At 41.7% G+C, this 25062-nt stretch carries 22 protein-coding genes and 12 tRNA genes; 9 read left to right on the top strand and 25 right to left on the bottom strand.

The window, feature by feature from the left end; translation table 11 throughout:
• Positions 1-56: 56 nt before the first annotated feature.
• A complete protein-coding gene (locus tag PESP_RS11560) occupies positions 57-746 on the bottom strand; it encodes a DUF1826 domain-containing protein (protein ID WP_089348146.1) in 690 nt (229 codons plus the stop codon).
• Complete coding sequence (gene zigA / locus PESP_RS11555) at positions 746-1945, bottom strand: zinc metallochaperone GTPase ZigA (RefSeq protein WP_089348145.1); 1200 nt, start codon at positions 1943-1945, stop codon at positions 746-748. The genes PESP_RS11560 and zigA overlap by 1 nt, the downstream gene beginning before the upstream one ends.
• Before the next feature lie 246 nt (positions 1946-2191).
• Between zigA and PESP_RS11550 the strand changes: the two genes are divergently transcribed.
• From PESP_RS11550 to PESP_RS11535, 4 genes are all read left to right on the top strand, one after another.
• Positions 2192-3277 carry an alkene reductase gene (locus tag PESP_RS11550; protein WP_089348144.1) on the top strand — a complete coding sequence of 362 codons (1086 nt, stop codon included), beginning with the start codon at positions 2192-2194 and terminating at the stop codon, positions 3275-3277.
• A 136-nt stretch (positions 3278-3413) separates the two neighbouring features.
• On the top strand, positions 3414-4490 hold the full coding sequence (locus PESP_RS11545; protein WP_089348143.1) for an RDD family protein: 1077 nt from the start codon (positions 3414-3416) through the stop codon (positions 4488-4490).
• Between the two features lie 25 nt (positions 4491-4515).
• Entirely contained in the window at positions 4516-5367 is an 852-nt protein-coding gene (locus PESP_RS11540) for an alpha/beta hydrolase (protein ID WP_089348142.1), read from the top strand.
• Between the two features lie 55 nt (positions 5368-5422).
• Positions 5423-5914: a hypothetical protein gene (locus PESP_RS11535; RefSeq protein WP_089348141.1), complete on the top strand. Its 492-nt coding sequence runs from the start codon at positions 5423-5425 to the stop codon at positions 5912-5914.
• Between the two features lie 64 nt (positions 5915-5978).
• On the opposite strand, the gene lnt is transcribed toward PESP_RS11535, so the two are convergent.
• From lnt to miaB, 5 genes are read right to left on the bottom strand one after another with little or no spacing between them, the layout of a single operon-like run.
• Positions 5979-7529: an apolipoprotein N-acyltransferase gene (gene lnt / locus PESP_RS11530; protein ID WP_174694387.1), complete on the bottom strand. Its 1551-nt coding sequence runs from the start codon at positions 7527-7529 to the stop codon at positions 5979-5981.
• Positions 7510-8394, bottom strand: a complete 885-nt coding sequence (corC, locus tag PESP_RS11525) for a CNNM family magnesium/cobalt transport protein CorC (RefSeq protein ID WP_089348139.1) — start codon at positions 8392-8394, stop codon at positions 7510-7512. Before corC ends, lnt begins: the two co-directional genes overlap by 20 nt.
• Positions 8395-8416: 22 nt before the next feature.
• A complete protein-coding gene (gene ybeY, locus PESP_RS11520; protein ID WP_089348138.1) occupies positions 8417-8875 on the bottom strand; it encodes an rRNA maturation RNase YbeY in 459 nt (152 codons plus the stop codon).
• 4 nt (positions 8876-8879) lie between these two features.
• A complete protein-coding gene (locus PESP_RS11515; RefSeq protein WP_089348137.1) occupies positions 8880-9938 on the bottom strand; it encodes a PhoH family protein in 1059 nt (352 codons plus the stop codon).
• A gap of 57 nt (positions 9939-9995) precedes the next feature.
• Positions 9996-11444 carry a tRNA (N6-isopentenyl adenosine(37)-C2)-methylthiotransferase MiaB gene (gene miaB / locus PESP_RS11510; RefSeq protein WP_089348136.1) on the bottom strand — a complete coding sequence of 483 codons (1449 nt, stop codon included), beginning with the start codon at positions 11442-11444 and terminating at the stop codon, positions 9996-9998.
• A gap of 244 nt (positions 11445-11688) precedes the next feature.
• Between miaB and PESP_RS11505 the strand changes: the two genes are divergently transcribed.
• Complete coding sequence (locus PESP_RS11505) at positions 11689-12870, top strand: FAD-dependent monooxygenase (protein WP_089349161.1); 1182 nt, start codon at positions 11689-11691, stop codon at positions 12868-12870.
• Positions 12871-13039: 169 nt separating this feature from the next.
• Positions 13040-14629, top strand: a complete 1590-nt coding sequence (locus PESP_RS11500) for a putative bifunctional diguanylate cyclase/phosphodiesterase (RefSeq protein WP_089348135.1) — start codon at positions 13040-13042, stop codon at positions 14627-14629.
• A gap of 5 nt (positions 14630-14634) precedes the next feature.
• Here PESP_RS11500 and PESP_RS11495 read toward each other — a convergent pair.
• From PESP_RS11495 to lolB, 18 genes are all read right to left on the bottom strand, one after another.
• Positions 14635-14709: transfer RNA gene (locus PESP_RS11495), tRNA-Gln, on the bottom strand.
• A gap of 39 nt (positions 14710-14748) precedes the next feature.
• Positions 14749-14833 (bottom strand) — tRNA-Leu (locus PESP_RS11490).
• Between the two features lie 40 nt (positions 14834-14873).
• Positions 14874-14948: transfer RNA gene (locus PESP_RS11485), tRNA-Gln, on the bottom strand.
• 40 nt (positions 14949-14988) lie between these two features.
• Positions 14989-15073, bottom strand: a tRNA-Leu gene (locus tag PESP_RS11480).
• Between the two features lie 40 nt (positions 15074-15113).
• Positions 15114-15188 (bottom strand) — tRNA-Gln (locus PESP_RS11475).
• 40 nt (positions 15189-15228) lie between these two features.
• A tRNA-Leu gene (locus PESP_RS11470) sits at positions 15229-15313 on the bottom strand.
• A gap of 68 nt (positions 15314-15381) precedes the next feature.
• Positions 15382-15456: transfer RNA gene (locus PESP_RS11465), tRNA-Gln, on the bottom strand.
• Between the two features lie 40 nt (positions 15457-15496).
• Positions 15497-15581, bottom strand: a tRNA-Leu gene (locus PESP_RS11460).
• Positions 15582-15671: 90 nt separating this feature from the next.
• Positions 15672-15748: transfer RNA gene (locus PESP_RS11455), tRNA-Met, on the bottom strand.
• A gap of 5 nt (positions 15749-15753) precedes the next feature.
• A tRNA-Gln gene (locus PESP_RS11450) sits at positions 15754-15828 on the bottom strand.
• A 37-nt stretch (positions 15829-15865) separates the two neighbouring features.
• A tRNA-Leu gene (locus tag PESP_RS11445) sits at positions 15866-15950 on the bottom strand.
• A 68-nt stretch (positions 15951-16018) separates the two neighbouring features.
• A tRNA-Met gene (locus PESP_RS11440) sits at positions 16019-16095 on the bottom strand.
• A 687-nt stretch (positions 16096-16782) separates the two neighbouring features.
• Positions 16783-17874 (bottom strand): redox-regulated ATPase YchF, encoded by a 1092-nt coding sequence (ychF, locus tag PESP_RS11435; protein WP_089348134.1) that lies wholly within the window; start codon positions 17872-17874, stop codon positions 16783-16785.
• Positions 17875-17907: 33 nt separating this feature from the next.
• Positions 17908-18492 carry an aminoacyl-tRNA hydrolase gene (gene pth / locus PESP_RS11430; protein ID WP_024033868.1) on the bottom strand — a complete coding sequence of 195 codons (585 nt, stop codon included), beginning with the start codon at positions 18490-18492 and terminating at the stop codon, positions 17908-17910.
• A gap of 18 nt (positions 18493-18510) precedes the next feature.
• Positions 18511-19125: a 50S ribosomal protein L25/general stress protein Ctc gene (locus tag PESP_RS11425; protein ID WP_089348133.1), complete on the bottom strand. Its 615-nt coding sequence runs from the start codon at positions 19123-19125 to the stop codon at positions 18511-18513.
• A 151-nt stretch (positions 19126-19276) separates the two neighbouring features.
• Entirely contained in the window at positions 19277-20224 is a 948-nt protein-coding gene (locus tag PESP_RS11420; RefSeq protein WP_089348132.1) for a ribose-phosphate pyrophosphokinase, read from the bottom strand.
• Positions 20225-20312: 88 nt separating this feature from the next.
• Positions 20313-21170: a 4-(cytidine 5'-diphospho)-2-C-methyl-D-erythritol kinase gene (ispE, locus tag PESP_RS11415; RefSeq protein WP_089348131.1), complete on the bottom strand. Its 858-nt coding sequence runs from the start codon at positions 21168-21170 to the stop codon at positions 20313-20315.
• Positions 21171-21172: 2 nt separating this feature from the next.
• A complete protein-coding gene (gene lolB, locus PESP_RS11410) occupies positions 21173-21760 on the bottom strand; it encodes a lipoprotein insertase outer membrane protein LolB (RefSeq protein WP_089348130.1) in 588 nt (195 codons plus the stop codon).
• A gap of 83 nt (positions 21761-21843) precedes the next feature.
• Here lolB and hemA point away from each other — a divergent pair, with 83 nt between their 5' ends.
• From hemA to prmC, 3 genes are read left to right on the top strand one after another with little or no spacing between them, the layout of a single operon-like run.
• The gene (gene hemA, locus PESP_RS11405) at positions 21844-23100 is read left to right on the top strand and encodes a glutamyl-tRNA reductase (RefSeq protein ID WP_174694386.1); all 1257 of its coding nucleotides are present in this window, start codon (positions 21844-21846) and stop codon (positions 23098-23100) included.
• A gap of 7 nt (positions 23101-23107) precedes the next feature.
• On the top strand, positions 23108-24193 hold the full coding sequence (gene prfA / locus PESP_RS11400) for a peptide chain release factor 1 (RefSeq protein WP_089348128.1): 1086 nt from the start codon (positions 23108-23110) through the stop codon (positions 24191-24193).
• A 2-nt stretch (positions 24194-24195) separates the two neighbouring features.
• On the top strand, positions 24196-25035 hold the full coding sequence (prmC, locus tag PESP_RS11395; protein WP_089348127.1) for a peptide chain release factor N(5)-glutamine methyltransferase: 840 nt from the start codon (positions 24196-24198) through the stop codon (positions 25033-25035).
• Positions 25036-25062: the final 27 nt, after the last annotated feature.

Below are 25062 nucleotides of genomic sequence, written 5' to 3'. Positions count from 1 at the left end.
TTTAATGCAATGGGTATAAACAAAACGCTGGTTAGATGCCAGCGTTTTTGTTTTTATTAAATAAAATCGAGGGTGAGCAATAAGCGCTGCTCGTTTGCAGCCACCGCTGGCGAGCGATGTACAAGCCCTGCACCTTCGTTTTCATCCCAGTACTCGCCTTTAAGCAGGGCAACATCACCTTGCTTGAGTTGATTAATATTATTTAGGCTTTTAAATAAGCCAGACTCTTCATCAGGCTTACCTAAATTACCAGCACCTAGCTTTGAGCGCTCTACATCGCTGTGATTTAACCACTGCGTTGCTACACCTTGGTAAGTAGTTACTAATCGGCATGGAATTTTGTCTACGTGAAAACGTGGGCACATGGGTTTATCTAATACTTTTAGTCTTAAGCCCGCGCGTTTCAAATCAAACAGGCAGCAAAACATTTCAACCAGTAGGGCTATATCTTCACAAAGTGTTTTAGCTTCATTGTAATTTTGCTCTGCTGGCTTTAGCGCTTTAATTAATTGATCAAACGCATCGTCGGGTGAGATCGCCAGTTCAAGTGGTTTTAATGCATTTGCGTTTATAAGCGTATTAACCGCCTCTGTTAAGGTGTTTTCAAGGTCTCTTTGCCAAACAACAATGTTGGTGTCTTCGTTATAAATTTGCGGTAGAACATTGGCATCGCTATCTATAGCTGCTTTTCGTTGTAGCTGTATACTTGGTTGTATTTGCGCTGTTAAAGGGGCTAAGGCGTTCATTATAGTTCCTCCCAAATTGGAAACGGGTCGTTGTAGGTTCTCCAAAAGTCTTTACCTTTTAGTACAGCATCTTCTGGAAGTAGGCAGTCGTTGAGGGCTTCTATCATGGCTTGCTTATTTAATGATTGACCAATAAACACCAGCTCTTGGCGCATATCACCAAAGGGTTCTACCCATTTGCTGTTTATATCGGCAAGTAGCTCAAGGTCGGTTGGCCAGTCTTTTTTAGGTATGGCTTTATAAAACATGCCTGCAAATCCATAGTGGGCAATGCCGCCGGCTTGGTTCCACTGGCCGCAAAATAACGGCCGTGTGGCAAGCCAAAAGTAGCCTTTAGAACGAATGAGCTTGCCAAATTTTTCTGTACCATGGAGAAAGTTATAAAACTTTTCAGGGTCAAACGGGCGATGGGCAATGTAATTAAAGCTGCTAATACCGTATTCTTCGGTCTCTGGGATGTGCTCACCGCGCATTTCTTTAAGCCAGCCAGGTGCAAGCTTAGCGCGTTCAAAGTCAAATAAGCCGGTGTTAAGTACTTTATTAATATCAACACACCCCGCCGTGATAGGAATAATTTCAGCTTGGGTATTGAGCGTATTTAAAATTGCTATGAGCTTATCTAATTGCGCCTTGCTGACTAAGTCGGTTTTACTAATTAAAATTACATCGGCAAATTCAACTTGGTCTACCAGTAGGTCGGTAACGCTTCGCTCGTCCTCTTCACCAAGGGATTCGCCTGTATCTTGTAAGTCGTTAGCTTGTTCGTAATCGGTCAAAAAGTTAACGGCATCAACCACCGTTACCATAGTATCAAGGGTGGCAACATCACCCAGCGACACGCCATTTTCATCGGCAAATGTGAAGGTTTCGGCTACCGGTAATGGCTCAGAAATACCGGTTGACTCAATAACAAGGTGATCAAAACGGCCTTCTTTTGCAAGCTTACTTACCTCTAGCAGTAAGTCTTCGCGTAGGGTGCAGCAAATACAGCCATTACTCATCTCTACGAGTTTTTCATCGCTGTGACTAAGCGATATATCGTTTTTAATAGTGGCGGCATCTATGTTTATGTCGCTCATATCGTTAACTATAACGGCCACTTTTTTACCTTGACGGTTATTAAGAATGTGGCTAAGAACGGTTGTTTTACCAGCTCCTAAAAAGCCTGATAACACTGTGACGGGCAGTTTATTTATCATTTAATTTAACTTACTAATATGTATTTGTTGGTATGTTATATTGTATCAATTAAATATTCTAGCCATAGTATGCTTTTTTAATGAATGTAGTTTTACTAGGTACTTGTAAGGAAACAGGCATAATTTTGAAGGGTTGGTAATCGTTCGTTTTTTATTGCAAATTCGACAAAACTATTTTGCATTTTTTGTTGTTTTTGAATTTATTTAAACGCGTTACTATGAGCGCCATCAAACTTAGGAGGCATTATGACATTACTTTTTTCACCAATAGAACTTGCTGGTAAAACATTAAAAAACCGCATTGTTATGCCACCAATGACACGATCGCGCTCAACGCAGCCCGGCGATATAGCAAACGATTTAATGGCCACTTACTACGCACAACGCGCAAGTGCTGGGTTAATAGTTAGCGAAGGCACACAAATTAGTGAGCTTGGTAAAGGTTACGCTTGGACACCGGGTATTTACTCAAACGAGCAAGTAGCAGGCTGGAGTAAAGTAACTAATAAAGTACATAACGCTGGTGGCGTTATGTTTGCTCAGCTTTGGCATGTAGGCCGAGTAACGCACAGCGATAACACAGGCGGTGTGCAGCCAATATCAGCATCGGCTATTGCCGCAAAAGACGTAAAAGTATTTGTAGATACTAACGGCGAGCCTGGCTTTGTAGATACTCAGTTACCGCGTGAGATGAGCAAGCAAGATATTGAAAATGTACTAGCAGAATTTCGCCAAGCAGCTAAAAATGCAGTAGACGCAGGCTTTGATGGTATAGAGCTTCACGCGGCTAACGGGTATTTAATTAACCAATTTTTAGACTCGCAATCAAATGCGCGTACTGATGAATATGGTGGCAATGTACAAAACCGGTTGCGCTTTTTAGTTGAAGTAGTCAATGCAGTAAGCGATGAAATTGGCAGTAAAAAAGTAGGCGTAAGACTTGCGCCACTTACTACGCTTAACGGTACTGTTGACGATAACCCAGAGCAAACATATTTGGCCGTGGCACACGCACTAAATGATGCTGGCGTAGGTTATATGCATATTGCTGAAGCCGACTGGGATGATGCACCTTTAATGAGTGTGGAGTTTAAACAGGCCATTCGTAAAGCGTACAGCGGCGTTTTAATTTACGCTGGTAAATACACCAAAGAGCGCGCCGATGAAGCCCTTGCACAAGGTTGGGCCGACATGATTGGCTTTGGCCGCCCGTTTGTTTCAAACCCAGATTTACCAGCAAGGCTTGAGCAAGGTAAACCGCTTAATAGCCACAACCCAGACACGCTATTTGGTGGCGCAGAGCAAGGTTATACCGATTATCCAACTGCCTAATTGTTATAAATAAACTATTTTGAAGGGCTGCATTTATGCAGCCTTTTTTATGCATGTAAATCAATAGCTTTAACTTGAGCTAAAAATAAAAAGCGCGTAAGTTAAATGGGTTACCCATTTCAAAAACAAATATAAAATGAAAGCCAAAGAAATAGAACAATTAGCATTATCAGACTCTGAAACCAAAGACGTGATCACCCCGTACGCCTTTAAAATTGACCAAGCATTATTAGGCATACCTTTAGCTACCCCCATTAAACGTGCAATGGCGATGACTATTGATGTCGCTTTGATATTTATGGCCGCTAAGCTAAGCGCTACCTTAATTGCATTTGTAGCTGCCATGGCTTTTTATAAAGGCACTGCGCAGCAATACCTGCCAAAAATGTCATCGTTTTGGCGCAGAGCCTTAAAACTTTTTGCAGCGAGCTTTTTATTTGTAAGCGCACTCACCGTGCTCTCATTAGCAATAGATTTTTTTGAAGACGATAACGCTATTCAAGGTATACAAATAGAAAATACGCAGCAAAACGATGAGTTAAGTGAGCATGACAAATCAATAATACGCACGTATTTAGCGCAAACAGACGATGATAAAAACTGCGATGATGCTTGCCAAAGCGTTGCGCGTGCTAATTTAGTTAGCCAATTACCAGCGCTTGCTGAAATTGATGACGTTGGAGGGATTGAAGTTACGCGCACGTTATTGGAGTTAATGGCTATTGATGATGAGCCTATAGCGGCAGATGATTTTGAAAATAATGGTACAGAGCTAAAGAGCATTTCGGGCGAAGCTTCAGATGAAAGCAATATAACTGAAAAAGCAGACACTAAAAGCGAGAAAAGCAAACCTGTCACCAGCATTTTGCAGTGGGGCAAAGGCATTATTCAAGACCTAGGCCTTGGTTTTGGTTGGGCCGCCGTATACTTTACGTTGTTCTCATTATTATGGCGCGGACAAACCCCAGGTAAAAAAGTATGTAATATTCGCGTAGTAGCACTAAGCGGTGAGCCATTAGGCATGCTTGATTGCTTTGGACGATACGGCGGCTATGGCGCCGGTTTTGCCACGGGTTTATTAGGCTTTTTACAAGTGTATTGGGACCCAAACAGGCAAGCTATTCAAGATAAAATATCAGCAACTGTGGTTATTCAGGGCAGTGTGAATCAAGTTGTAAATGTGCAAACGGTAGAAGAGACTGTAAAAAGTTAATTTTGCTCTTACTACAAGGATGGTTATGAAAGCTTTATTAATTGTATTTATTAATCTGTATTTTATTACGGTTTCTTACGCGTCAGAAAATATTGTGTTAGCAAAAGCGCATCAGCTTAAATCCGTTATTTTAGGTGAACAACGCAGCTTTAGCGTTTATTTACCGCCAAGCTACAATCAAAGCTCCAATCAGGTATACCCAGTTATTTACTTGCTCGATGGTGACCACACACATCTAAAAGCCGTAGCCGGGCTAGTAGAGGCACTTAGTACGGATCGGCTAGAGCAGCAAATACAGCAAGCAATTATAGTCGCCATTCCAAATAGTAAAAATGCGATAAGAGAACGCGACTTTACCCCAACCAATGTTGATTGGACATTTAACGGTAAACTCCTAGAAAAGTTTGAAAATATTGGCAACGCTGTAAACTACAGCGCCTTTTTTGAAAAAGAACTCATTCCACTGATTAATAAAAATTACCGCACATCAACCAAACGCGTATTAATTGGCGAGTCTTTTGGTGGCTTGTTTGCCAGCTATGTATTGCTTTCCAACCATGCGCTATTTACAGATTACTTAATTATTGATGCAACCTACCTGTGGGATAATAACTACCTAAACCGTTATTTTGATGAGAAGCAACTAATAAATAAGCCGCTTAACGGCAATGTGTATTTTACCTTTGCAAATAACGCTAAAGCGTTTGGCGAAATTGGTGAAACAAATTACCAATGGGGTTTAGCGTTTGCTAAAAAGTTAAAAGCGCACCCAAGCGATAATCTATTTATAAATCAACGCTACTTTGAAAATGAAACTCATGGCACAGTCGCAGCGCTTAGCTGGTATTATGGTATTAGGAAACTACTTAGTAATTAGATGTCTACTTTTATTAAGTATAAAAAATTGAAAATAATATTTGAAAGGAAATGCTATGAGCGATGACAAGTATGAATGGATTTTAGCGCCCCATATGATAGAAACATCATATTTATATTTAAAGTCATCGGAGCTTATGTGGACTCACTCTATTAGTATTTCAATTGCTAACGCTGCGTTAGCCTTGGAGATATTATTTAAAAGCTTTAACTGCAAAGTAGTGAGCAATAACGGTTTATTAAACGAAAAATACCAATTTAATTCAAAGGTCCTCAATAAGAAAGAGAGTGCACATGATCTGGTGCATCTATTTAATGCGTTACCAAGTTCAATAAAACACAAGTTTTCATATGATCTCTCATTAACCTTGATAGAAAAATATCGATGTACATTTATTGAAAGTCATTATATCTATGAGAAAAATGCAATTTTTGGGGGGACCACCGCACTAATGGATATGACAGCTCAACTTATAAAGAAAACGATAGAGATTTACATTGAAAGAGGGTGTACGGATTCATGGATAAGAAGCTATCCAGATATTTGAGGTCAGCTAAATCCTTGGCAATATAAAAACTGATAGCTGACAACTGACAGCTATCAACTCTATTTTATTTCCTAAACCTAACTCCAAATCCACTAATCCCCAGCAACACCACAAATCCCCATACAAATGCATTGCCGTATTGGCTGTACACGCTGTCGCCTTGTATAAGTTTTATATCGGCTTTCATGGTCGCAGCTTCAAACTGTGGCATGGTTTGTTGTGTGTGGCTTATTGGGTCGTATACGGCGCTTACACCATTGTTGGTAACGCGTACTAGCGGACGTTGTAGTTCTAGTGCGCGCATGCGGGCTATTTGCATGTGTTGTAATGGCCCAATTGAGTCGCCAAACCACGCGTCGTTACTTACGGTAAAGAGTAAGTCTGAGTCACTTTTGTAATTACCGCGTACTAAATCGGCAAATACTATTTCGTAGCAAATAGCGGGTAGCAGGTTAAAGCCATTGGCGCGTAAGTTGTTTTGTACTCTATCGCCACGGGTAAACGATGACATAGGTAAGTCAAACAGTGGCGCTATTGGGCGCAGAATATCCTGAAATGGCACAAACTCGCCGATCGGTAACAACTGATGCTTACGATAGCGGTTTTTATCTAAGTAGCGGTAGTGGCCGTGTTCGTCGTTGCGCTCTTTATTACCTACCACAATCAAGGTGTTGTAAATGGTTTTAGTGTCGAGCTGGTAGTCAACTATACCGGTAACTAAGGCCGTTTTATTAAACGAGGCGGCGCTGTCTAAATTGGCTAAGTAAGAATCGGCGAGCATTTCTATTTCGGGCACTGCGGCTTCAGGCCATACCACGAGATCAGCATCCCAGTGTGGGCGGGTTAGGTCTTGGTATTTGCTCATGGTGGTCCAAAACTCACTGGGCTCAAAGCGAAGGTGTTGCTTTATATTACCTTGAACAAGCAGCGTTGACATTTCTTTGCCAGAGTAGCGGTTAGTACCCGTATTTAAAGCACCCACAATAAGTAGTGCTAAGGCCGCAGTGGTGATAAGCGGGGTTTTTATGTCTTTTTGGGTTAAGCGATACAGGGCAAAACCAACGGCTACGCAGCTAAGTGTTAAGCCAAATTCGCCAATATAGGGGGCAAGTATTCTAAGCGGACCATCGGTTTGTGTATAACCAAAACTTAGCCACGGGAAACCGGTAAGTACTACACCGCGTAAATATTCACTCATTGCAAACGTTGCTATAAGTAATGCGCCAAAGCTCTTAGGGCCGCTTGCAAAGCGAGTGGTTGCCCAAAACGCAAGCGCTGGGAACAGGGCTAAATATGAGCATAGCAAGGCCATTAGCGATAACGAGGCAATAAGCGGCATGCCGCCAAAGGTGGCAATAGACACATGCACCCAGCTTATACCTGCACCAAACCAGCCTAAACCAAATATAAAGCCATATTTAGCGGCGGTTTTAGCGTGTGCTTTGCCGGTGTTGTTTGGGTTAATAAAAAAAATAATGGCGGCAATGCTAAAAAATGCGATGGGCCAAATTTGGTAAGGGGCGTAGCCAAAAGTTAAAATAAGGCCCGCAACAAGTGCGAGCCATACTTTTTTATCTTTTACTAACAGGGTGAGTTTAGTTAGTAGTTTCTTCACTGTCGTTATCATCAACCTTAGGAACGGTGACTTGCAGTTGTAAAATACGACGGTTATCGGAGTTTGTAACTTTAAACTGATAGTCGTCTATTTCGATTGTTTCGCCGCGACTTGGCATGTGGCCAAATGCGTGCAGTACCGTGCCGCCAATGGTATCGGCTTCGTCGGTGCTGTAACCCGTTTTAAAGTACTCGTTAAAGTCATCTACTGGGGTGAGCGCTTGTACAACGTATACGTGCTTAGCAAGCTGGCGAATATCTTGTTGATCTTCTTCTTCGTCATGCTCATCTTCGATTTCGCCAACGATTATTTCAAGAATATCTTCAATGGTTACCAGGCCCGACACACCGCCGTATTCGTCAATAACAATAGCCATGTGGTAGCGCTGTTGGCGAAACTCGTTAAGTAGGGTGTCTACGCGTTTACTCTCTGGCACAACCATAGCTGGGCGTAAATATTCACGCAGTGATGGCAGGTGCTCATCTTTATTTAAAATAAGCGGTAGTAAGTCTTTTGCGAGCAAAATACCTTCTACGTGGTCTTTGTCTTCACACACCACAGGGAAACGCGAGTGGGTAGAGTCGACCATCATTGGGATCAAATCTTCTAGGGGGCTGTCGACCTCAAGCGTGACCATTTGTGAGCGCGGGATCATTATGTCGCGCACTTTAAGCTTGGATACGCCAAGCACACCTTCGATCATTTCTTTGGTTTCTGGGTCTATTACGTCGCGCTCTTGCGCGTCGGCAATTACTTCAACCAGCTCTTCTCTATTCTGGGGTTCCCCTTGCAACATTTGGGCTATGCGGCCCATCCACGTTTTGCCAGAAGAACCCTGGCTAGATTGCGAGTTATCGTCGCTCATTGCGTCTAAATGCTCCGTTAATTTAAAGTTCGTCCCGGTATGGGTCAGCTATGTTTAGCTCTGCAAGTAATTGCTTTTCTATGCTTTCCATCTCAAAAGCGTCCTCACTCTTTATATGGTCAAATCCAAGCAAATGCAAGCATCCGTGAATAACCATATGGGCAAAGTGGTCATGAAATGACTTTTCTTGCTCAATTGCTTCTGCCAATACAATGGCAGGGCAAATTATTAAATCGCCCACTAATGGCAGGTCTATGCCAGGAGGGGCTTCAAATTCGAACGACAACACATTGGTTGGTTTATTTTTACCACGGTAGTCGTTATTTAGCTGTCGTGATTGCGCTTCGTCGCTTATTACAATGCTGAGCTCAGACTCATCACGGTATTGGCTAAGGGCTTTATCTGCCCACAGTGCAAACTGCTCTTCGCTTGGCAGGTTGTTAAACTCACACGCTATTTGTAAATCAAGTTCGGTGCTCACGGTATTACTCTTTAGTAGAAGGCGATTGTTGAGCGGCAAGCTGCTCTTTGGCTTTTTGCTTTTCTATGCGTTTAAGTCGCTCGCTTTCATCGTTACGCTCGTAGGCTTCTACAATACGGCCAACAACAGGGTGGCGAACTATGTCGTGCGATTGGAAAAAGTTAAAGCTAATTTCTTCAACATCTTGCAATACTTCTATGGCGTGGCGAAGGCCTGAACGTGCACCGCGTGGTAAATCAACTTGCGTTATATCGCCCGTAATAACGGCTTTTGAATTAAAGCCAATACGGGTTAAAAACATTTTCATTTGCTCGGCAGTGGTATTTTGGCTTTCATCTAAAATAATAAACGCATCGTTTAGTGTACGGCCACGCATGTAAGCAAGTGGGGCAATTTCAATAATGTGTTTTTCTATTAGTTTTTCAACTTTTTCAAACCCAAGCATTTCAAATAACGCGTCGTAAAGAGGGCGCAGGTATGGGTCTACCTTTTGGCTTAAATCGCCTGGTAAAAAGCCAAGCTTTTCGCCCGCTTCTACCGCTGGGCGGGTTAGCAATATACGGCGTATTTCTTGGCGCTCAAGGGCATCTACCGCAGCGGCAACTGCAAGGTAGGTTTTACCTGTACCAGCGGGGCCAATACCAAAGGTAATATCGTGATGTAAAATGTTAGCGACATACAAACCTTGGTTGTCGTTACGCGGTTTAATTACGCCACGGCGAGTTTTAATAAACATTTCTTTGCCGTAAGCGCTTTGCGGCACTTCTTGCTCTAAGGCTTTTGATTCGGTAATGGCTAAATGTACGTTGTCGGGTTCTATTTCACCAATTTCGCCACGAACAGGTTGAGTATCAACATAAAGATTTTTTAAAATCTCGACTGCAGCTGCGCTTGAATGCAGTTTACCTGTTACTTTAAAAAAGTTGTCGCGGTGGATTATTTCAACACCTAGGCGGCGCTCAATTTGTTTGATGTTTTCGTCAAACGGGCCACATAAAGAAGAAAGGCGTTTGTGATCGGCAGGTTCTAAATAAATCTCTAACGTTTTTAACTGATTACTCAAAATTACTTCCTATTCGGGTGCGCCAGTAATCGATACTGGCGCAATGAATTTATGCAACTAAGGTACGAAAGTAGCTACGCCAATTTCGTTAGTTGATTCTATTTTTGGCTCAACGCTTGCGGCTTTTGTTAAAATAGCTGAAGGCGCAATATCACGACGTAAGTTCATTTCTGATTCTGTACGAATTAAATCGCCGCGTAAAGAGTTTGGTAGTGCTTCGGTAATACGTACATCTACAAACTGGCCGATCACCGTGTGTGGGCCAACAAAGTTAACTACACGGTTGTTTTCGGTACGGCCACGTAATTCCATAGGGTTCTTTTTAGAAGGCCCTTCTACTAATATACGTTGCTCGGTATCAAACATTTGGCGGCTAATTTGCTGTGCCATTTGTGTAATACGATTTTGTAGTAAGTATAAGCGCTCTTTTTTCTCTTGCTCAGATACGTCATCTGGTAAGTCGGCTGCAGGTGTACCTGGGCGCGCACTGTAAATAAAGCTAAAGCTCATATCAAACCCAATATCGTTAATTAGGTTCATAGTGGCTTCAAAGTCCATTTTGCTCTCACCTGGGAAACCAATAATGAAATCTGACGACATACTTAAGTTAGGGCGAATTTTACGCAGTTTACGTATTGTTGATTTGTACTCAAGTGCTGTGTGGCCACGTTTCATTAAATTAAGAACGCGGTCTGAGCCACTTTGCACTGGTAGGTGTAAGTGATCAACAAGCTCTGGTACATCTGCGTAGGCGTCGATTATATCTGGCGTAAATTCTACTGGGTGCGATGTGGTGTAACGAATACGGTCTATGCCGTCAATCGCTGCTACGTAACGAATTAAATCAGAGAAGTAACAAATTTCGCCATCGTGCGTATCACCGCGGTATGCATTTACGTTTTGACCTAATAGATTTACTTCACGTACGCCTTGCTCGGCAAGTTGAGCAACCTCTAATAGTACGTCATCTAATGGGCGGCTAACTTCTTCACCACGGGTGTAAGGTACAACACAAAAAGTACAGTACTTAGAGCAGCCTTCCATAATAGATACAAACGCAGACGGGCCTTCTGCTTTTGGCTCTGGTAAACGGTCAAACTTTTCAATCTCTGGGAATGAAATATCAACAACCGATGAGCCTTTGTCGCCTTGCACTTGTTTAATCATTTCTGGTAAACGGTGCAGCGTTTGCGGGCCAAATATGACATCTACAAATGGTGCACGTTGGCGAATAGAGTCACCTTCTTGTGAGGCAACACAGCCACCTACACCAATTATTAAATCGGGCTTGTCGTCTTTTAATAACTTCCAACGGCCTAATTGGTGAAATACTTTTTCTTGCGCTTTTTCACGAATTGAACAGGTGTTAAGTAAGATTACATCGGCGTCTGCTGCTTCTTCCGTTAGCTGGTAGCCGTTGGTTGCATCTAAAAGATCAGCCATCTTCTGAGAGTCGTACTCGTTCATCTGACAACCCCAAGTTTTGATATGCAGCTTTTTGCTCATTGAAATATAGCCTCGTGTTCAATTCGGTAGTGGCACAAAAATGTGCTTAAAACGGGATTAAGGAGCAAGGTTGCTCACTTAAAGGACGCGTATTTTAGCTGGATACCCGCCCAGATCCAAGTATAGTTTTCATGTTTGTGATCTCAAATCAATACACAGCCAGTTTAATAGCATGATAGTTATATACTCTCGCACAAAACCAGCGAGTTACGGTACAATCAAAATAGATTCACGTAATAACCAAATGATGAAAAACATGACTCAAAATAAAGCAATCGTTGTGGGTGGTGGCATGGTTGGCGCAGCCATGGCAATAAAGCTTGCACAGCAAGGTAAATCGGTACGCATAATCGAAAAAAATCTAATTAACGCAGCCGATATTTTAGCAAGTGATAAGGTAGATATTCGTGTATCGGCTATTAATCGTTTTTCAGAAAACTTACTCGATGAATTAGGCGCCATGCCTATTTTAAGGCAAAGTCGCTTAGCGCCATATCAGCAGTTAGAGGCATTTGAGCGTGGCGGCGATAATCTATTATTTGATTGCGCCGACATAAATACCTCGCATTTAGGCCATTTAATTGAAAACAACTTAATACAAGCAAGCCTTTGGCAGCAGTTTGCTCATTACAACATTGAGGTTATTGAACAGTCGGCACCGGTTAGTGCAATTGAACAAAGTGCTGACTCGATAACGCTGATTTATGGGCAAGAGCGCTATAGCGCCGATTTAGTGATTGCAGCCGATGGCGGACAGTCGCAATTACGCACAAAAGCTAACATTGGCGTAACTGGCTGGCAGTATCAGCAGCAGTGCATGGGCGTGCTTATAAAGCTTGATGCACCCCAGCAGGTTAAAACGTGGCAGCAGTTTACACCAACGGGGCCTTTGGCGTTTTTACCCATGCAGGCACCTTACGCTAATTTAATTTGGTATGACGATGCCGCCACTTTACAAAGCGTTAAGGGATTAAACTCTGCGCAAATTAAAGCGCAGGTGCTCAGTAAGTTTCCACCTCTTGCTGGCAACTTTGAAGTACAAAGCCATGCAGTATTTCCGCTAACGCGCCAGCATGCAAATATTTACTCGCAAGGGCGTTTAGTACTTGTAGGGGATGCCGCACATACTATTAATCCGCTTGCGGGGCAGGGTGTTAATTTAGGTTTTCAGGATGTTGCAGCACTTGCACAGGTGCTTGAAAATGCCGACGATATTGGTTGCCCACTTAAACTTAACGAGTACGAGCGAAGCCGCCGTAAAGCTAATTTGTTAATGATGAGCATGATGGACGCGTGTTACTTTGGCTTTTCTAATCAGGTAGCACCCCTTAAGTGGGCGCGCAGTCAGTTTTTAAAAATGGCCAATAAAACTGGGCCGGTTAAAAACTGGGTGTTAAAATATGCAATTAGCGGGGAGCTTGGCTAAATTCCCACTTGTTAATTTGGCTCAGCACACGGTTTTATCTTGTTGAGTCAAATAGCCTCTGCAGTTTGCTAACGTTAAGCTCCCTCCCTCATTTGTTGTTAATAATTTATTTCGTTATTACATTTATTTGCCATACTCAAACTACTTACCAATAAAAAGTTGTGTGTTTGTGGATAATCTTTTTGTCTTTATGCTGATAGTGGGTGTTGTTTTACTTACGCTTAGCATAGTTCCTACTATAAAAATCTGTAAAAAAACTAACCGCGTATCGTGGATTTTATTATTAGCTCTTATTTTTAGCTTTATAGTGGGCTATTGGTACATCCTTTATTATTTTGTAAATAACGATATTGCGGGCTTTATATCAACAAGTGTGTCACTTATTTTATTTGGCGGGGGGACGTTTGTTTATTTGGTTATTCAACTTAGCTACAAAAGCATTTTAAAAATAGATCGATTTGCTAAGCGTCAACTTACCCTTGCCGAAAACGACAGTTTAACAGGGCTCCCCAATCGTAAAAAATTTTTCCAGGTACTTCATAAGCAGGTTAAGTATGAAACTTCGTTTTGCTTAATGCTCATAGATTTAAATAGGTTTAAGTCTATTAATGATTCTTACGGTAATAAAGTCGGCGATATGCTGCTTACTATTTTCGCGAAAACACTAAGCCACAATATAGTTGGCATTGCCAAGCTTTACCGTTTAGGCGGAGATGAGTTCGCACTTATTATTGATACTTGTACTCACGATGCAATTAATTTGTGTACTCAAGCTATTAAAAAATCAACCAAGCAGCCTTTTCATATATATGAGCATAGCCTGAGGGTAAATGTAACGCTTGGTGTAGCTACGTATGCTAATAATTCGGCACATGCTAACGAACTACTTAAACAAGCTGATTTAGCGCTAGGGGAGGCTAAAGAGACAAATCAATTGTGTGTGCATTATTTTGAAGCACTGAGTACCAGAGCAAATGAACTGGCAAATATGACCTCTAAAATTAAACATGCAATTAAAAACCAGGAGTTTGAGCTTTATCTACAACCAATATTTGATGCACGAGCCGATGAAGTTCACGGGGCCGAGGCTTTAATTCGTTGGCCGCAAAGTGACGGCTCTTTTATTAGTCCCGACGTATTTATTGGGATTGCAGAGCAAAGCGGGCTGATACTTAATATTTCTAAATGGGTATTACTTGAAACAATTAAGCATTTAGCGCAACTCAAAGCGGCAGGGTTTATAGGCTCAATACACGTTAATTTGTCTACTAAGGATTTAGAGAGTCCTGAATTTTATGACTTTGTAGAAGAGTTGGTCACTAACGACCCTAGTTTAAGTGATTTTATTATATTTGAAATTACAGAATGCGCGATGATGACTAACCTTGAAGCTGCGCGCTCCATGATGCAAAAATTAAACAGTAGAGGGTTTGAATTTAGCGTAGATGATTTTGGAACAGGGTTTTCTTCGTTGGTGTTACTCAGAGAGCTGCCTGTTAGCCAAATAAAAATTGATCAGTCGTTTATTAAAGATATGCTGACACAAATTGCAGATTACGCGATTGTTGAGTCGACTTTATTTTTAGCTACACGTCTTAATTGTAAAGTGGTTGCTGAAGGCATAGAAGATAAGGATCTTAAACAAACGCTTACATCAATGAATTGCGATTATTTACAAGGGTATTATTTTAGCAAGCCAGTAAACGTTAATGAGTTTATACATAAATATGCTAACGAGGAGAAGTACAGAATAATCTAAGAAAGTGGCTGGGATACCAGGATTTGAACCTGGGAATGCCAGGATCAAAACCTGGTGCCTTACCGCTTGGCGATATCCCAACTTTAAATTTGGATGAGTTTTAGTTCTAATTAAGAACATGGTGCGGAAGGAGAGACTTGAACTCTCACATCCTAAGATACTGGAACCTAAATCCAGCGCGTCTACCAATTCCGCCACTCCCGCAGTTCTTATTCTTTATGCAACTTTCTATGATAGAAGTAGTTGGCTGGGATACCAGGATTTGAACCTGGGAATGCCAGGATCAAAACCTGGTGCCTTACCGCTTGGCGATATCCCAACAAAGAATTAATTGATAGTTTTAGTTCTTATCAAGAACATGGTGCGGAAGGAGAGACTTGAACTCTCACATCCTAAGATACTGGAACCTAAATCCAGCGCGTCTACCAATTCCGCCACTCCCGCAGTTCTTATTCTTTATGCAACTTTCTATGATAGAAGTAGTTGGCTGGGATACCAGGATTTGAACCTGGGAATGCCAGGATCAAAACCTGGTGCCTTACCGCTTGGCGATATCCCAACAAAGAATTATTTGATAGTTTTAGTTCTTATCAAGAACATGGTGCGGAAGGAGAGACTTGAACTCTCACATCCTAAGATACTGGAACCTAAATCCAGCGCGTCTACCAATTCCGCCACTCCCGCATACATTGTTTATATTTAAACTCTTAACAGAGCAATTCTTTATGCAACGTTTCTTTGGTAGAAGAAGTTGGCTGGGATACCAGGATTTGAACCTGGGAATGCCAGGATCAAAACCTGGTGCCTTACCGCTTGGCGATATCCCAACAAAGAATTAATTGATAGTTTTAGTTCTTATCAAGAACATGGTGCGGAAGGAGAGACTTGAACTCTCACATCCTAAGATACTGGAACCTAAATCCAGCGCGTCTACCAATTCCGCCACTCCCGCATTTTTTGTGTTTAATAAACACTGGTAGTTATTTTAAACTCTTCATTGAGCTGCAATTTAACTCTTGCAGAGCCACTTCTAAAAAAGAAATGGTGGCTAAGACGGGATTTGAACCTGTGACCCCATCATTATGAGTGATGTGCTCTAACCAGCTGAGCTACTTAGCCATTGTTGGCTGGGATACCAGGATTTGAACCTGGGAATGCCAGGATCAAAACCTGGTGCCTTACCGCTTGGCGATATCCCAACAGAAAACAATTGATAGTTTAGTTCATATCAGAACATGGTGCGGAAGGAGAGACTTGAACTCTCACAACCTAAGTTACTGGAACCTAAATCCAGCGCGTCTACCAATTCCGCCACTCCCGCATTTTCACTTTGAATAATCAAAGAAAAGGTAGTTATTTTAAACTCTTCATTGAGCAACAAAAGAAAAATGGTGGCTAAGACGGGATTTGAACCTGTGACCCCATCATTATGAGTGATGTGCTCTAACCAGCTGAGCTACTTAGCCATCTCTTTTGTTATCACTTCATCGCTGAGTGCGGGGCGTATTATGCTGATATGACCCAAATCCGTCAACACCTTTTTTGCAAAAAAACACTTAACAGGGTTTGTTTGCAGGAAAATTAAGCTAAGAGGCTAAATTTTAATAAAATTGCTGTTTTTTTAACTATAAATCAACTGCCAAAGTACACTAAGTAATAACAACTTAAAACCGTTAATATAAAAACTGCTTAGTGTTTCAACTGTCGCTTTGTGATTTAACTATATAAAAGCTTAGTTTGTTGCGTATTTTAGCTAGTGTATGAACATATGGTACTAAACAACCGGGCTATGGATTCATTTTAAAAGGCAAAACCTGTACTCGTTGCGTTAAAAATTACTGATTAATCACAGCACGCAGTTAGCAGGTAGGGCAATTGCCTAATTACTGATGTGTATTTTTCACGTCAAAATAAAATAGTTAACTTCGCTAATTAGTATAAAAAGCCAAAGGCGATTAAGGCCGTTTATTTTTGGGATTAAAATTTGCAATAAGAGTTAATCATTTTGCGGGGCTAAACATGTGCTACCTACGTTAAAATGTTTTTCCGCCCTCAGAATAGAGCAATTAATTAAGCGAATTGGTATTAACTGGTTATAGGCATAAAAAAACCCGCATTAAGCGGGCTTTTATAAACACAGCGTTTAAACGTAATTATACGTTGAACAAGAAGTTCATTACATCGCCGTCTTTAACAATGTACTCTTTACCTTCTTGACGCATTTTACCCGCTTCCTTAGCGCCACCTTCGCCATTAAAGGCAATGTAGTCGTCGTAGGCAATGGTTTGTGCGCGAATAAAGCCACGCTCAAAGTCGGTGTGAATTTTACCAGCCGCTTGTGGCCCAGTTGCACCAACTGGAATAGTCCACGCGCGTACTTCTTTTACACCTGCAGTGAAGTAGGTTTGTAAATGTAGTAGCTCGTAACCACCACGAATAACACGGTTAAGGCCTGGCTCGTCTAACCCAAGGTCTGCCATAAACTCAAGCTTGTCTTCTTCATCTAGTTCAGAAAGCTCAGATTCGATTGCAGCACACACTGGAATGACTACAGCATCTTCTGATTCTGCAATAGCGCGCACACGATCAAGGTGTGGATTATTTTCAAAACCATCTTCAGCAACGTTAGCAATGTACATAGTTGGCTTAATAGTTAAGAAGTTAATTGAGCTAATTGCTGCTTTTTCTTCTTTAGTAAGCTCTAAAGAACGAAGTGTTAGGCCTTCGTCTAAATGTACTTTTACTTTTTCAAGTACTGCATTTTGCTCTTTAGCGTCTTTATCGCCGCCTTTTGCTTTTTTAGCGTTACGGAAAATCGCTTTATCTGCGCTGTCCATATCGGCAAGTACTAATTCAGTATTGATAACGTCAATATCGTCAGCAGGGTCGATTGTTCCTGCAACATGAATTACGTTTTCGTCTTCAAAACAGCGAACTACATGGCCAATTGCATCCGTTTCACGAATATTTGCTAAAAACTGGTTTCCTAAGCCTTCACCTTTCGATGCACCTTTTACTAAACCTGCAATATCAACAAATTCCATACTGGTAGGTAGGATACGTTGAGGATTTACAATTTTAGCAAGCTCGTCTAGGCGAGGATCAGGTACCGGCACTACACCTGTGTTAGGCTCGATGGTACAAAAAGGAAAGTTAGCGGCTTCAATACCCGCTTTAGTTAGTGCATTAAAAAGCGTTGATTTACCAACATTAGGCAAGCCAACGATGCCACATTTAAAACCCATAGTAAGATACCTTGTTAAGATTCGTTTAAACGATTATGGTTTAAAAGAATGTAGTCTGTTTTGTGCTTTTAACACACCATCTTTTGCAAGTATTTCCATACAGCGGACTGCTTCATCAACTGCTGCATCCATTTTTTCTTGGTCTTCTTTGGCTGCTTTTCCAAGCACCCAACCGGTAACCATTTCACGATGCCCTGGATGACCTATACCTATGCGTAAACGCATAAAGTCTTTTTGATTTGCCATTTTTGCAATAATGTCTTTTAAACCATTATGACCGCCATGTCCGCCGCCTTTTTTAAGCTTGGCAACGCCTGGGTCTAAATCCATTTCGTCATGGGCAACGAGTATGTTTTCCACGGGGATTTTGAAAAAATTAGCTAAACTACCGACCGCTTTACCACTTAAGTTCATGTAAGTAGTGGGGATCAATAATTTGAATTCTTGGCCTTGGATGATCACTTTGCCCGTAAGGCCGTGATATTTAGGATCGTGTTTTAGAGTGCAGTTATAACGTGCAGCTAGTTCTTCAATGAACCATGCACCTGCATTGTGGCGTGTGTTTGCGTATTCGGGGCCTGGATTAGCCAGGCCCACAAGCATTTGAATAGAATTCAAGGTGCAAGACCTTAAATATTATTCAGCAGCGTCTGAAGCTTCTTCTTCAGCTGGAGCTGCTTTGTTAGCTTTAATAGTAACTACTGACAGGTCATGGCCTTCGCCTTTACCTAGTTCAACAGACTGAACACCTGAAGGAAGTTCAAGGTCAGAAATGTGAACTGAATCACCAACTACTAATTTAGAAACGTTAACTTCAACGAACTCTGGAAGTGCTTTAGGAAGACAAGAAATCTCAACTTCAGTTAACTGGTGAACAACAGTTGCGCCAGCTTTAGTTACTACTTCTTCACCGATGAAGTGAAGAGGAACTTTAGTTACTAGTTTATGAGTTGCATCTACACGTTGGAAATCAAGGTGAGTAAGCTTAGGCTTGAACGGGTGACGTTGGATATCTTTTAAGATAGCTTCAACAGACTCGCCGCCAATGTTTAGCGTAAGAATGTGCGTGTAAAAACCTTCGCTTTCTTGTGCTTTGATCATGTCTTTATGAGCAAGAGTAAGCGATACTGCTTCTTTATCTGCACCGTAAAGGATTGCAGGTACTTTGTCTTCGCGACGTAGGCGGCGGCTCGCACCAGTACCAGTTTCTACGCGAAGTTCAGCGTTGTAAGTATAAGTTTCGTTAGACATAATGTCTCCAATAAATTAAAAGTGTTAGGGCCTTTGCGACCAAGGTCCCTACCCAAAAGGCGCGCTATCATAACACCACCCCTTGGTAAAATAAACATCGCTTACAAAAAAAGCGCCAAAAGGCGCTTATATGTTCAACGTATGTTTGATTTTAGTGTTCAAACATCGCTGAGATAGATTCTTCGTTGCTAATGCGGCGAATGGTTTCGGCTAGCATGTCAGCAAGCGTAAGTACTTTTACTTTATCAAGCGCTTTTAATTCATCCGATAACGGAATTGAGTCGGTAACAATTACTTCGTCAATTACTGAGTTACGAATGTTCTCAGCTGCTTTACCCGATAAAATTGGATGCGTTGCATAAGCAAATACGCGTTTAGCACCGTGTTCTTTAAGTGCTTCTGCGGCTTTACATAAGGTACCGCCGGTATCAATCATATCATCTACGATAATACAATCGCGGCCTTCTACATCACCAATAATATGCATTACTTGAGAAACGTTTGCTTGTGGGCGACGTTTATCAATAATAGCTAGGTCTGTGTCGTTAAGTAATTTTGCAATAGCACGGGCACGTACTACACCACCAATGTCTGGCGATACAATAACAACGTCTTCAAACTCACGCTCTTCCATATCTTCAAGTAGTACAGGGCTACCAAATACGTTATCTACTGGTACATCAAAGAAACCTTGGATTTGCTCTGCGTGTAAATCAACCGTAAGAACGCGGTCAACACCTACACTTGATAAGAAATCGGCAACAACTTTAGCAGTAATTGGTACACGGGCAGAACGTACTCGACGGTCTTGACGTGCATAACCAAAATAAGGAATGACGGCAGTAATACGACCTGCAGATGCACGACGTAGCGCATCAACCATAACGATAAGTTCCATTAGGTTATCGTTAGTAGGGGCACAGGTTGATTGCAAGATAAAAACATCCGAGCCACGAACATTTTCATTTATTTGAACACTGATCTCACCGTCGCTAAAACGGCCAACAACAGCATCGCCTAATTCAATATACAAACGTTTTGCAACTTTTTGAGCTAACTCAGGTGTTGCGTTACCAGCGAAGAGCTTCATGTCAGGCACGGTAGGGTTCCTCAGGCACTGAATTTTTGGACTAACAGGCAATGGTAAATACCACGGCGAGTTAACTTATGATTACTTGTACGTTACTTCATTGATCGAATATGGCGGCAAGCTCCGTATGAGCAGGTGAGACATTTGTGCTAGAAGCAACAAAACCCTGCCAAGTATGGGGGAGTTTATCAAGTACATCTTGTGCTTGAACTTGACTAGCAAATTCGACAAAACAACATGAACCTGTTCCGGTCATCTTCGACGGGGCGTATTTTAGCAACCACTGCAGGGTTTTTTCAACCTCGGGGCAGAGCTTTTTAACTAAAGGCTCACAATCGTTAGTTAATTTATGGGCTCGCCAATCGCCTGAAATTTTAGGTGTATCGCGTTTTAAATCAGGATGGGTAAAAATTTGTGCGGTGCTTACGTGTTGATTTGGGTGAACAACGCAATACCATTTTTGCTCAAGCTCTACATCGACTAGTTGCTCGCCAATACCCTGCGCAATGGCACTTCTGCCACGAATAAACACCGGAACGTCGGCCCCTAATTGCAGACCAATTCCTGCTAATTGCTCAATACTTAGTTGTGTGTTCCACAATTTATTTAGTGCTAATAAAGTCGTTGCGGCATCTGACGAACCGCCCCCAACACCGCCACCCATTGGTAAGCGTTTAGTTAAATTTATTTTTGCACCTAACGATATATTTGTGTGTTTTTGCAGTAATAAGGCGGCTTTATAAATGAGGTTGTCGGTATCTGCTATACCTTTTGTATCACCTGTAATTAAAATTTGGTTATTTTCATCAAGAGAAAAGTCGAGCGTGTCGCCAAAATTTAAAAAAGTAAATAAGGTTTCTAGTTCATGATAGCCATCTTTACGGCGTGCATTTATATGTAAAAATAAGTTGAGTTTTGCCGGCGCAATAACCGAAAAAGCAGTTTTAGTATTCATACTTAATTAAATTGCCAATTGTAGAGTTGAATTTTAATTTTAATGTGTTGGTGTTTTAGCGTTACATTACCTGGTACCCAAAAACCAGCTTGCTGTTTATAGTTAGCGTAATTTATTTGCCACTTTTTATTACTGTTATCAAACCAAATAACTTGTTGTGCTCGGCCAAGTTCGTCTACTTTTAATGTTTGCGACTCTAATGTCCCTTTTAACCAGTTATCTGCGTTGTCTACAGGTAAACTAAAGCCAGTTAAACGTGCCAGTAGTAAGGCCGCATTAGTGTCGGTGTAAGTTTTATCGTCGTATTCAAGCTCTGCACCCGTTGCAGTTTGCTTAAGTGATAAAATACGTGTACCAATAAATGTGGTGAGCACTAAGTTGTTTTGTTTTTCGTCTTGCTGCCAATTTAAGTTTGCAGATTGGCGCTCTTCAGGGCTTATAAAAGCAAGTTTACCTTGTGCTTGCCACGTATTTTGAGCTGCTAAGCGTGGTTTCCAATCATCGTAAAGCGTTGTTTTTGTATCAATTTGGTGGGCGCAGCCCCCTAAAAACAAAAAAAGAGTGAATAAAATTAAATAATGTCGAATCAAATGTTGTTCCTTACTTTCCATATTCCGCTGATTTTTGATAAAATTGCCGCCTTTAAAGTAGGGCGCAGCAATATTTGGCACATATGACCATCATAGCACTTGGTATAAATCACAAAACCGCATCCGTAGAATTACGTGAAAAAGTGGCTTTTTCGCCTGAGCAAATGTCTGAGGCGCTCCAGCAATTAAGCGGTCATGCCGACTTTAACGAAGCCGTTATTGTGTCTACCTGTAACCGAACTGAAATCTATTGTAGCCTTGCTCAGACAAATTCCCAAACACTGTTGGGCTGGCTTGCCAGTTTCCATGGTTTGGATGAACAAGAACTGAGCAAAAATATATATTGCCACCAAGGCGAAGGCGCAATTAATCATTTAATGCGTGTAGCGTGCGGGCTAGATTCGCTGGTATTAGGCGAGCCGCAAATATTAGGGCAAATAAAACAAGCCTATAACAGCGCTAAGACTCATGATGCCGTTGGTGTGATTTTTGACCGACTTTTTCAAAAAACCTTTTCAGTTGCTAAACAAGTTCGTACTGACACCGATATTGGTGCCAGTGCGGTATCGGTCGCATTTGCCGCAGTAAATTTAGCTAAACATATTTATGGCAAGCTTGATAAAACCAATGTGTTATTAATTGGTGCTGGTGAAACAATTGAGCTGGTAGCCAAGCATTTATACCAAAATGAGCCTCAGCAAATTACGGTTGCTAACAGAACGATTGAGCGAGCGCGCGGCCTTGCACAAGAGGTGTCGGCGGATGTAATTGCCTTAGCGCAGTTACCAGAGCGCTTACATAAAGCCGATATTGTTATTAGCTCTACAGCCAGTACCCTACCAATTATTGGTAAAGGGGTGGTTGAGCAAGCACTTAAACAACGACGCCATAAACCTATGCTATTTATTGATATTGCGGTACCTCGTGATATTGAAAGCCAAGTAGGCGAGCTTGATGCGGCCTATTTATATTCCGTAGATGACTTACAAGCTATTGTGAGCGAGAATATGGCGGCTCGTGAGCAAGCAGCAGAGCAAGCACAAATAATAATAAGCGAACGCGTTAAAGAATTTGAAATGTGGATTCGTTCACTCGATTCGGTGGATTTAATTCGCCATTACCGAAACGACGTACAAACAATTAAGTCAGAACTTGTAGAGCGTGCTGTAAGTCAGCTAAATACAGGTAAAGATGCAGAAAAAATTATATTAGAGTTGGCCAACAAATTAACCAACCGCTTAATGCACGCGCCTACCCGTGCAATTCAAGATGCGGCTAAAAAAGGTGAAGTGGCTCAACTAACCCAGTTGAAAAAAATGTTAGGTATTGATCAGGAATAACAGTTAAATGAAAGAGTCTGTATATCGTAAATTAGAAACCTTAGTAGAGCGCTACGAAGAAGTACAAGCACTGCTAAGCGATCCGTCGGTCATTAGTGATCAAAACCGCTTTCGTGCTCTTTCAAAAGAATACTCTGAGCTTGAAGAAATTGTAAAAACGTTTTTAGCGTACCAACAAGCGCAAGACGATGTGGCTACCGCTGAAGAAATGCTAAAAGACTCAGACCCTGATATGCGCGAAATGGCGCAAGAAGAATACAAAGAAGCTAAAGCACAAATATTAACATTAGAAGATGAGCTACAAGTGCTTATGCTTCCTAAAGATCCTAAAGATAACAACAATGTATTTTTAGAAGTACGTGCTGGTACCGGTGGTGACGAGGCAGCAATTTTTGCTGGTGACCTATTTAGAATGTACAGCCGTTATGCTGAAACGCAAAAATGGAAAGTAGAAATTGTGAGCACCAACGAAGGTGAGCATGGTGGCTACAAAGAAGTGATTGCTAATATTAGCGGTGAAGGTGTTTACGGTAAGCTTAAGTTTGAATCGGGCGCACACCGTGTTCAACGTGTACCAGAAACCGAATCTCAAGGGCGTGTACATACATCTGCCTGTACTGTTGCTGTAATGGCCGAAATTCCAGAAGCTGAAGCAATAGAAATTAACACCGCCGATATAAAAGTAGACACTTTCAGAGCCTCTGGCGCCGGTGGTCAGCACGTAAATAAAACGGACTCTGCGATACGTATTACTCATATACCAACCGGTGTTGTGGTTGAGTGTCAAGATGAGCGTTCACAACATAAAAACCGTGCTAAAGCGATGTCTGTACTTGCAGCTCGTTTACAGCAAGCTGAAGACGAAAAACGCCATGCGGCAGAAGCGTCTGAGCGTCGTAATTTAGTGGGCAGTGGCGATCGTTCAGAGCGTATTCGTACATACAATTACCCACAAGGGCGTATTACCGATCACCGTATTAACCTAACGCTTTATCGTTTAAACGAAGTAGTAACAGGTGATTTAGGCTGTATTGTTGACCCATTGATGCAAGAGCATCAAGCTGACTTATTAGCGGCAATGGGCGACGAGTAATTGTGAGCCACACCTTAGAACAAGCAATTGCTGCAGGTGCAAGTTTACTTGCACCAAGCAGCGATAGCGCTAAATTAGATGCCCAAGTTTTACTTTTACATATTCTTCAAAAACCCCGCAGTTATTTATTTACCTGGCCTGATAAAACACTTACCGATGAGCAGCAACTAACGTTTGAGCACTTTTGTAAGCGCCGTCTAAACGGCGAACCCGTTGCACATATTACTGGGCAGCGAGAGTTTTGGAGTTTACCGCTGGAAGTTAATGCCACCACTCTTATTCCTAGGCCAGATACAGAAACCTTAGTAGAGCAAGCCCTTGCTATGGCTGTACCTGAATCGGCAAAAGTGCTTGATTTAGGCACTGGCACTGGCGCAATAGCGCTTGCGCTTGGCAGCGAAATGCCTAACTGGCAAATAACCGCAGTTGATAGAGTTGCCGATGCGGTTGCATTAGCTTCGCGAAATCAGCAACGTTTAGCTATACATAATGTACAAGTTAAACAAAGCAATTGGTTTAGTGCCTTAAAAAACCAGCAATTTAATTTAATTGTTACTAATCCGCCGTATATAGAACACGACGATAAGCACCTAAACGAAGGTGATGTACGTTTTGAGCCGCTTTCAGCCTTGGTTGCTGAGGAAGCAGGAATGGCTGATATAAAACAAATAATTACACAATCACGTGACTATTTGCTCTCAAGTGGCTATCTTTTAATAGAACACGGTTTTGAGCAAGGCGAAGCTGTTCGTAATTTGTTTAATCAAATGGCATTTATTAATGTTAAAACAGTAAAAGATTTGGGAAATAACGACCGTGTAACGCTCGCACAGTGGCCTTAATTAAATAAAAAACAGCCATGATTGTGC

Source organism: Pseudoalteromonas espejiana DSM 9414, assembly GCF_002221525.1.
Taxonomy (GTDB): domain Bacteria; phylum Pseudomonadota; class Gammaproteobacteria; order Enterobacterales; family Alteromonadaceae; genus Pseudoalteromonas; species Pseudoalteromonas espejiana.
Note: the sequence above shows the minus strand (reverse complement) of the source record. Positions and strands in the feature narration are given on the sequence as shown.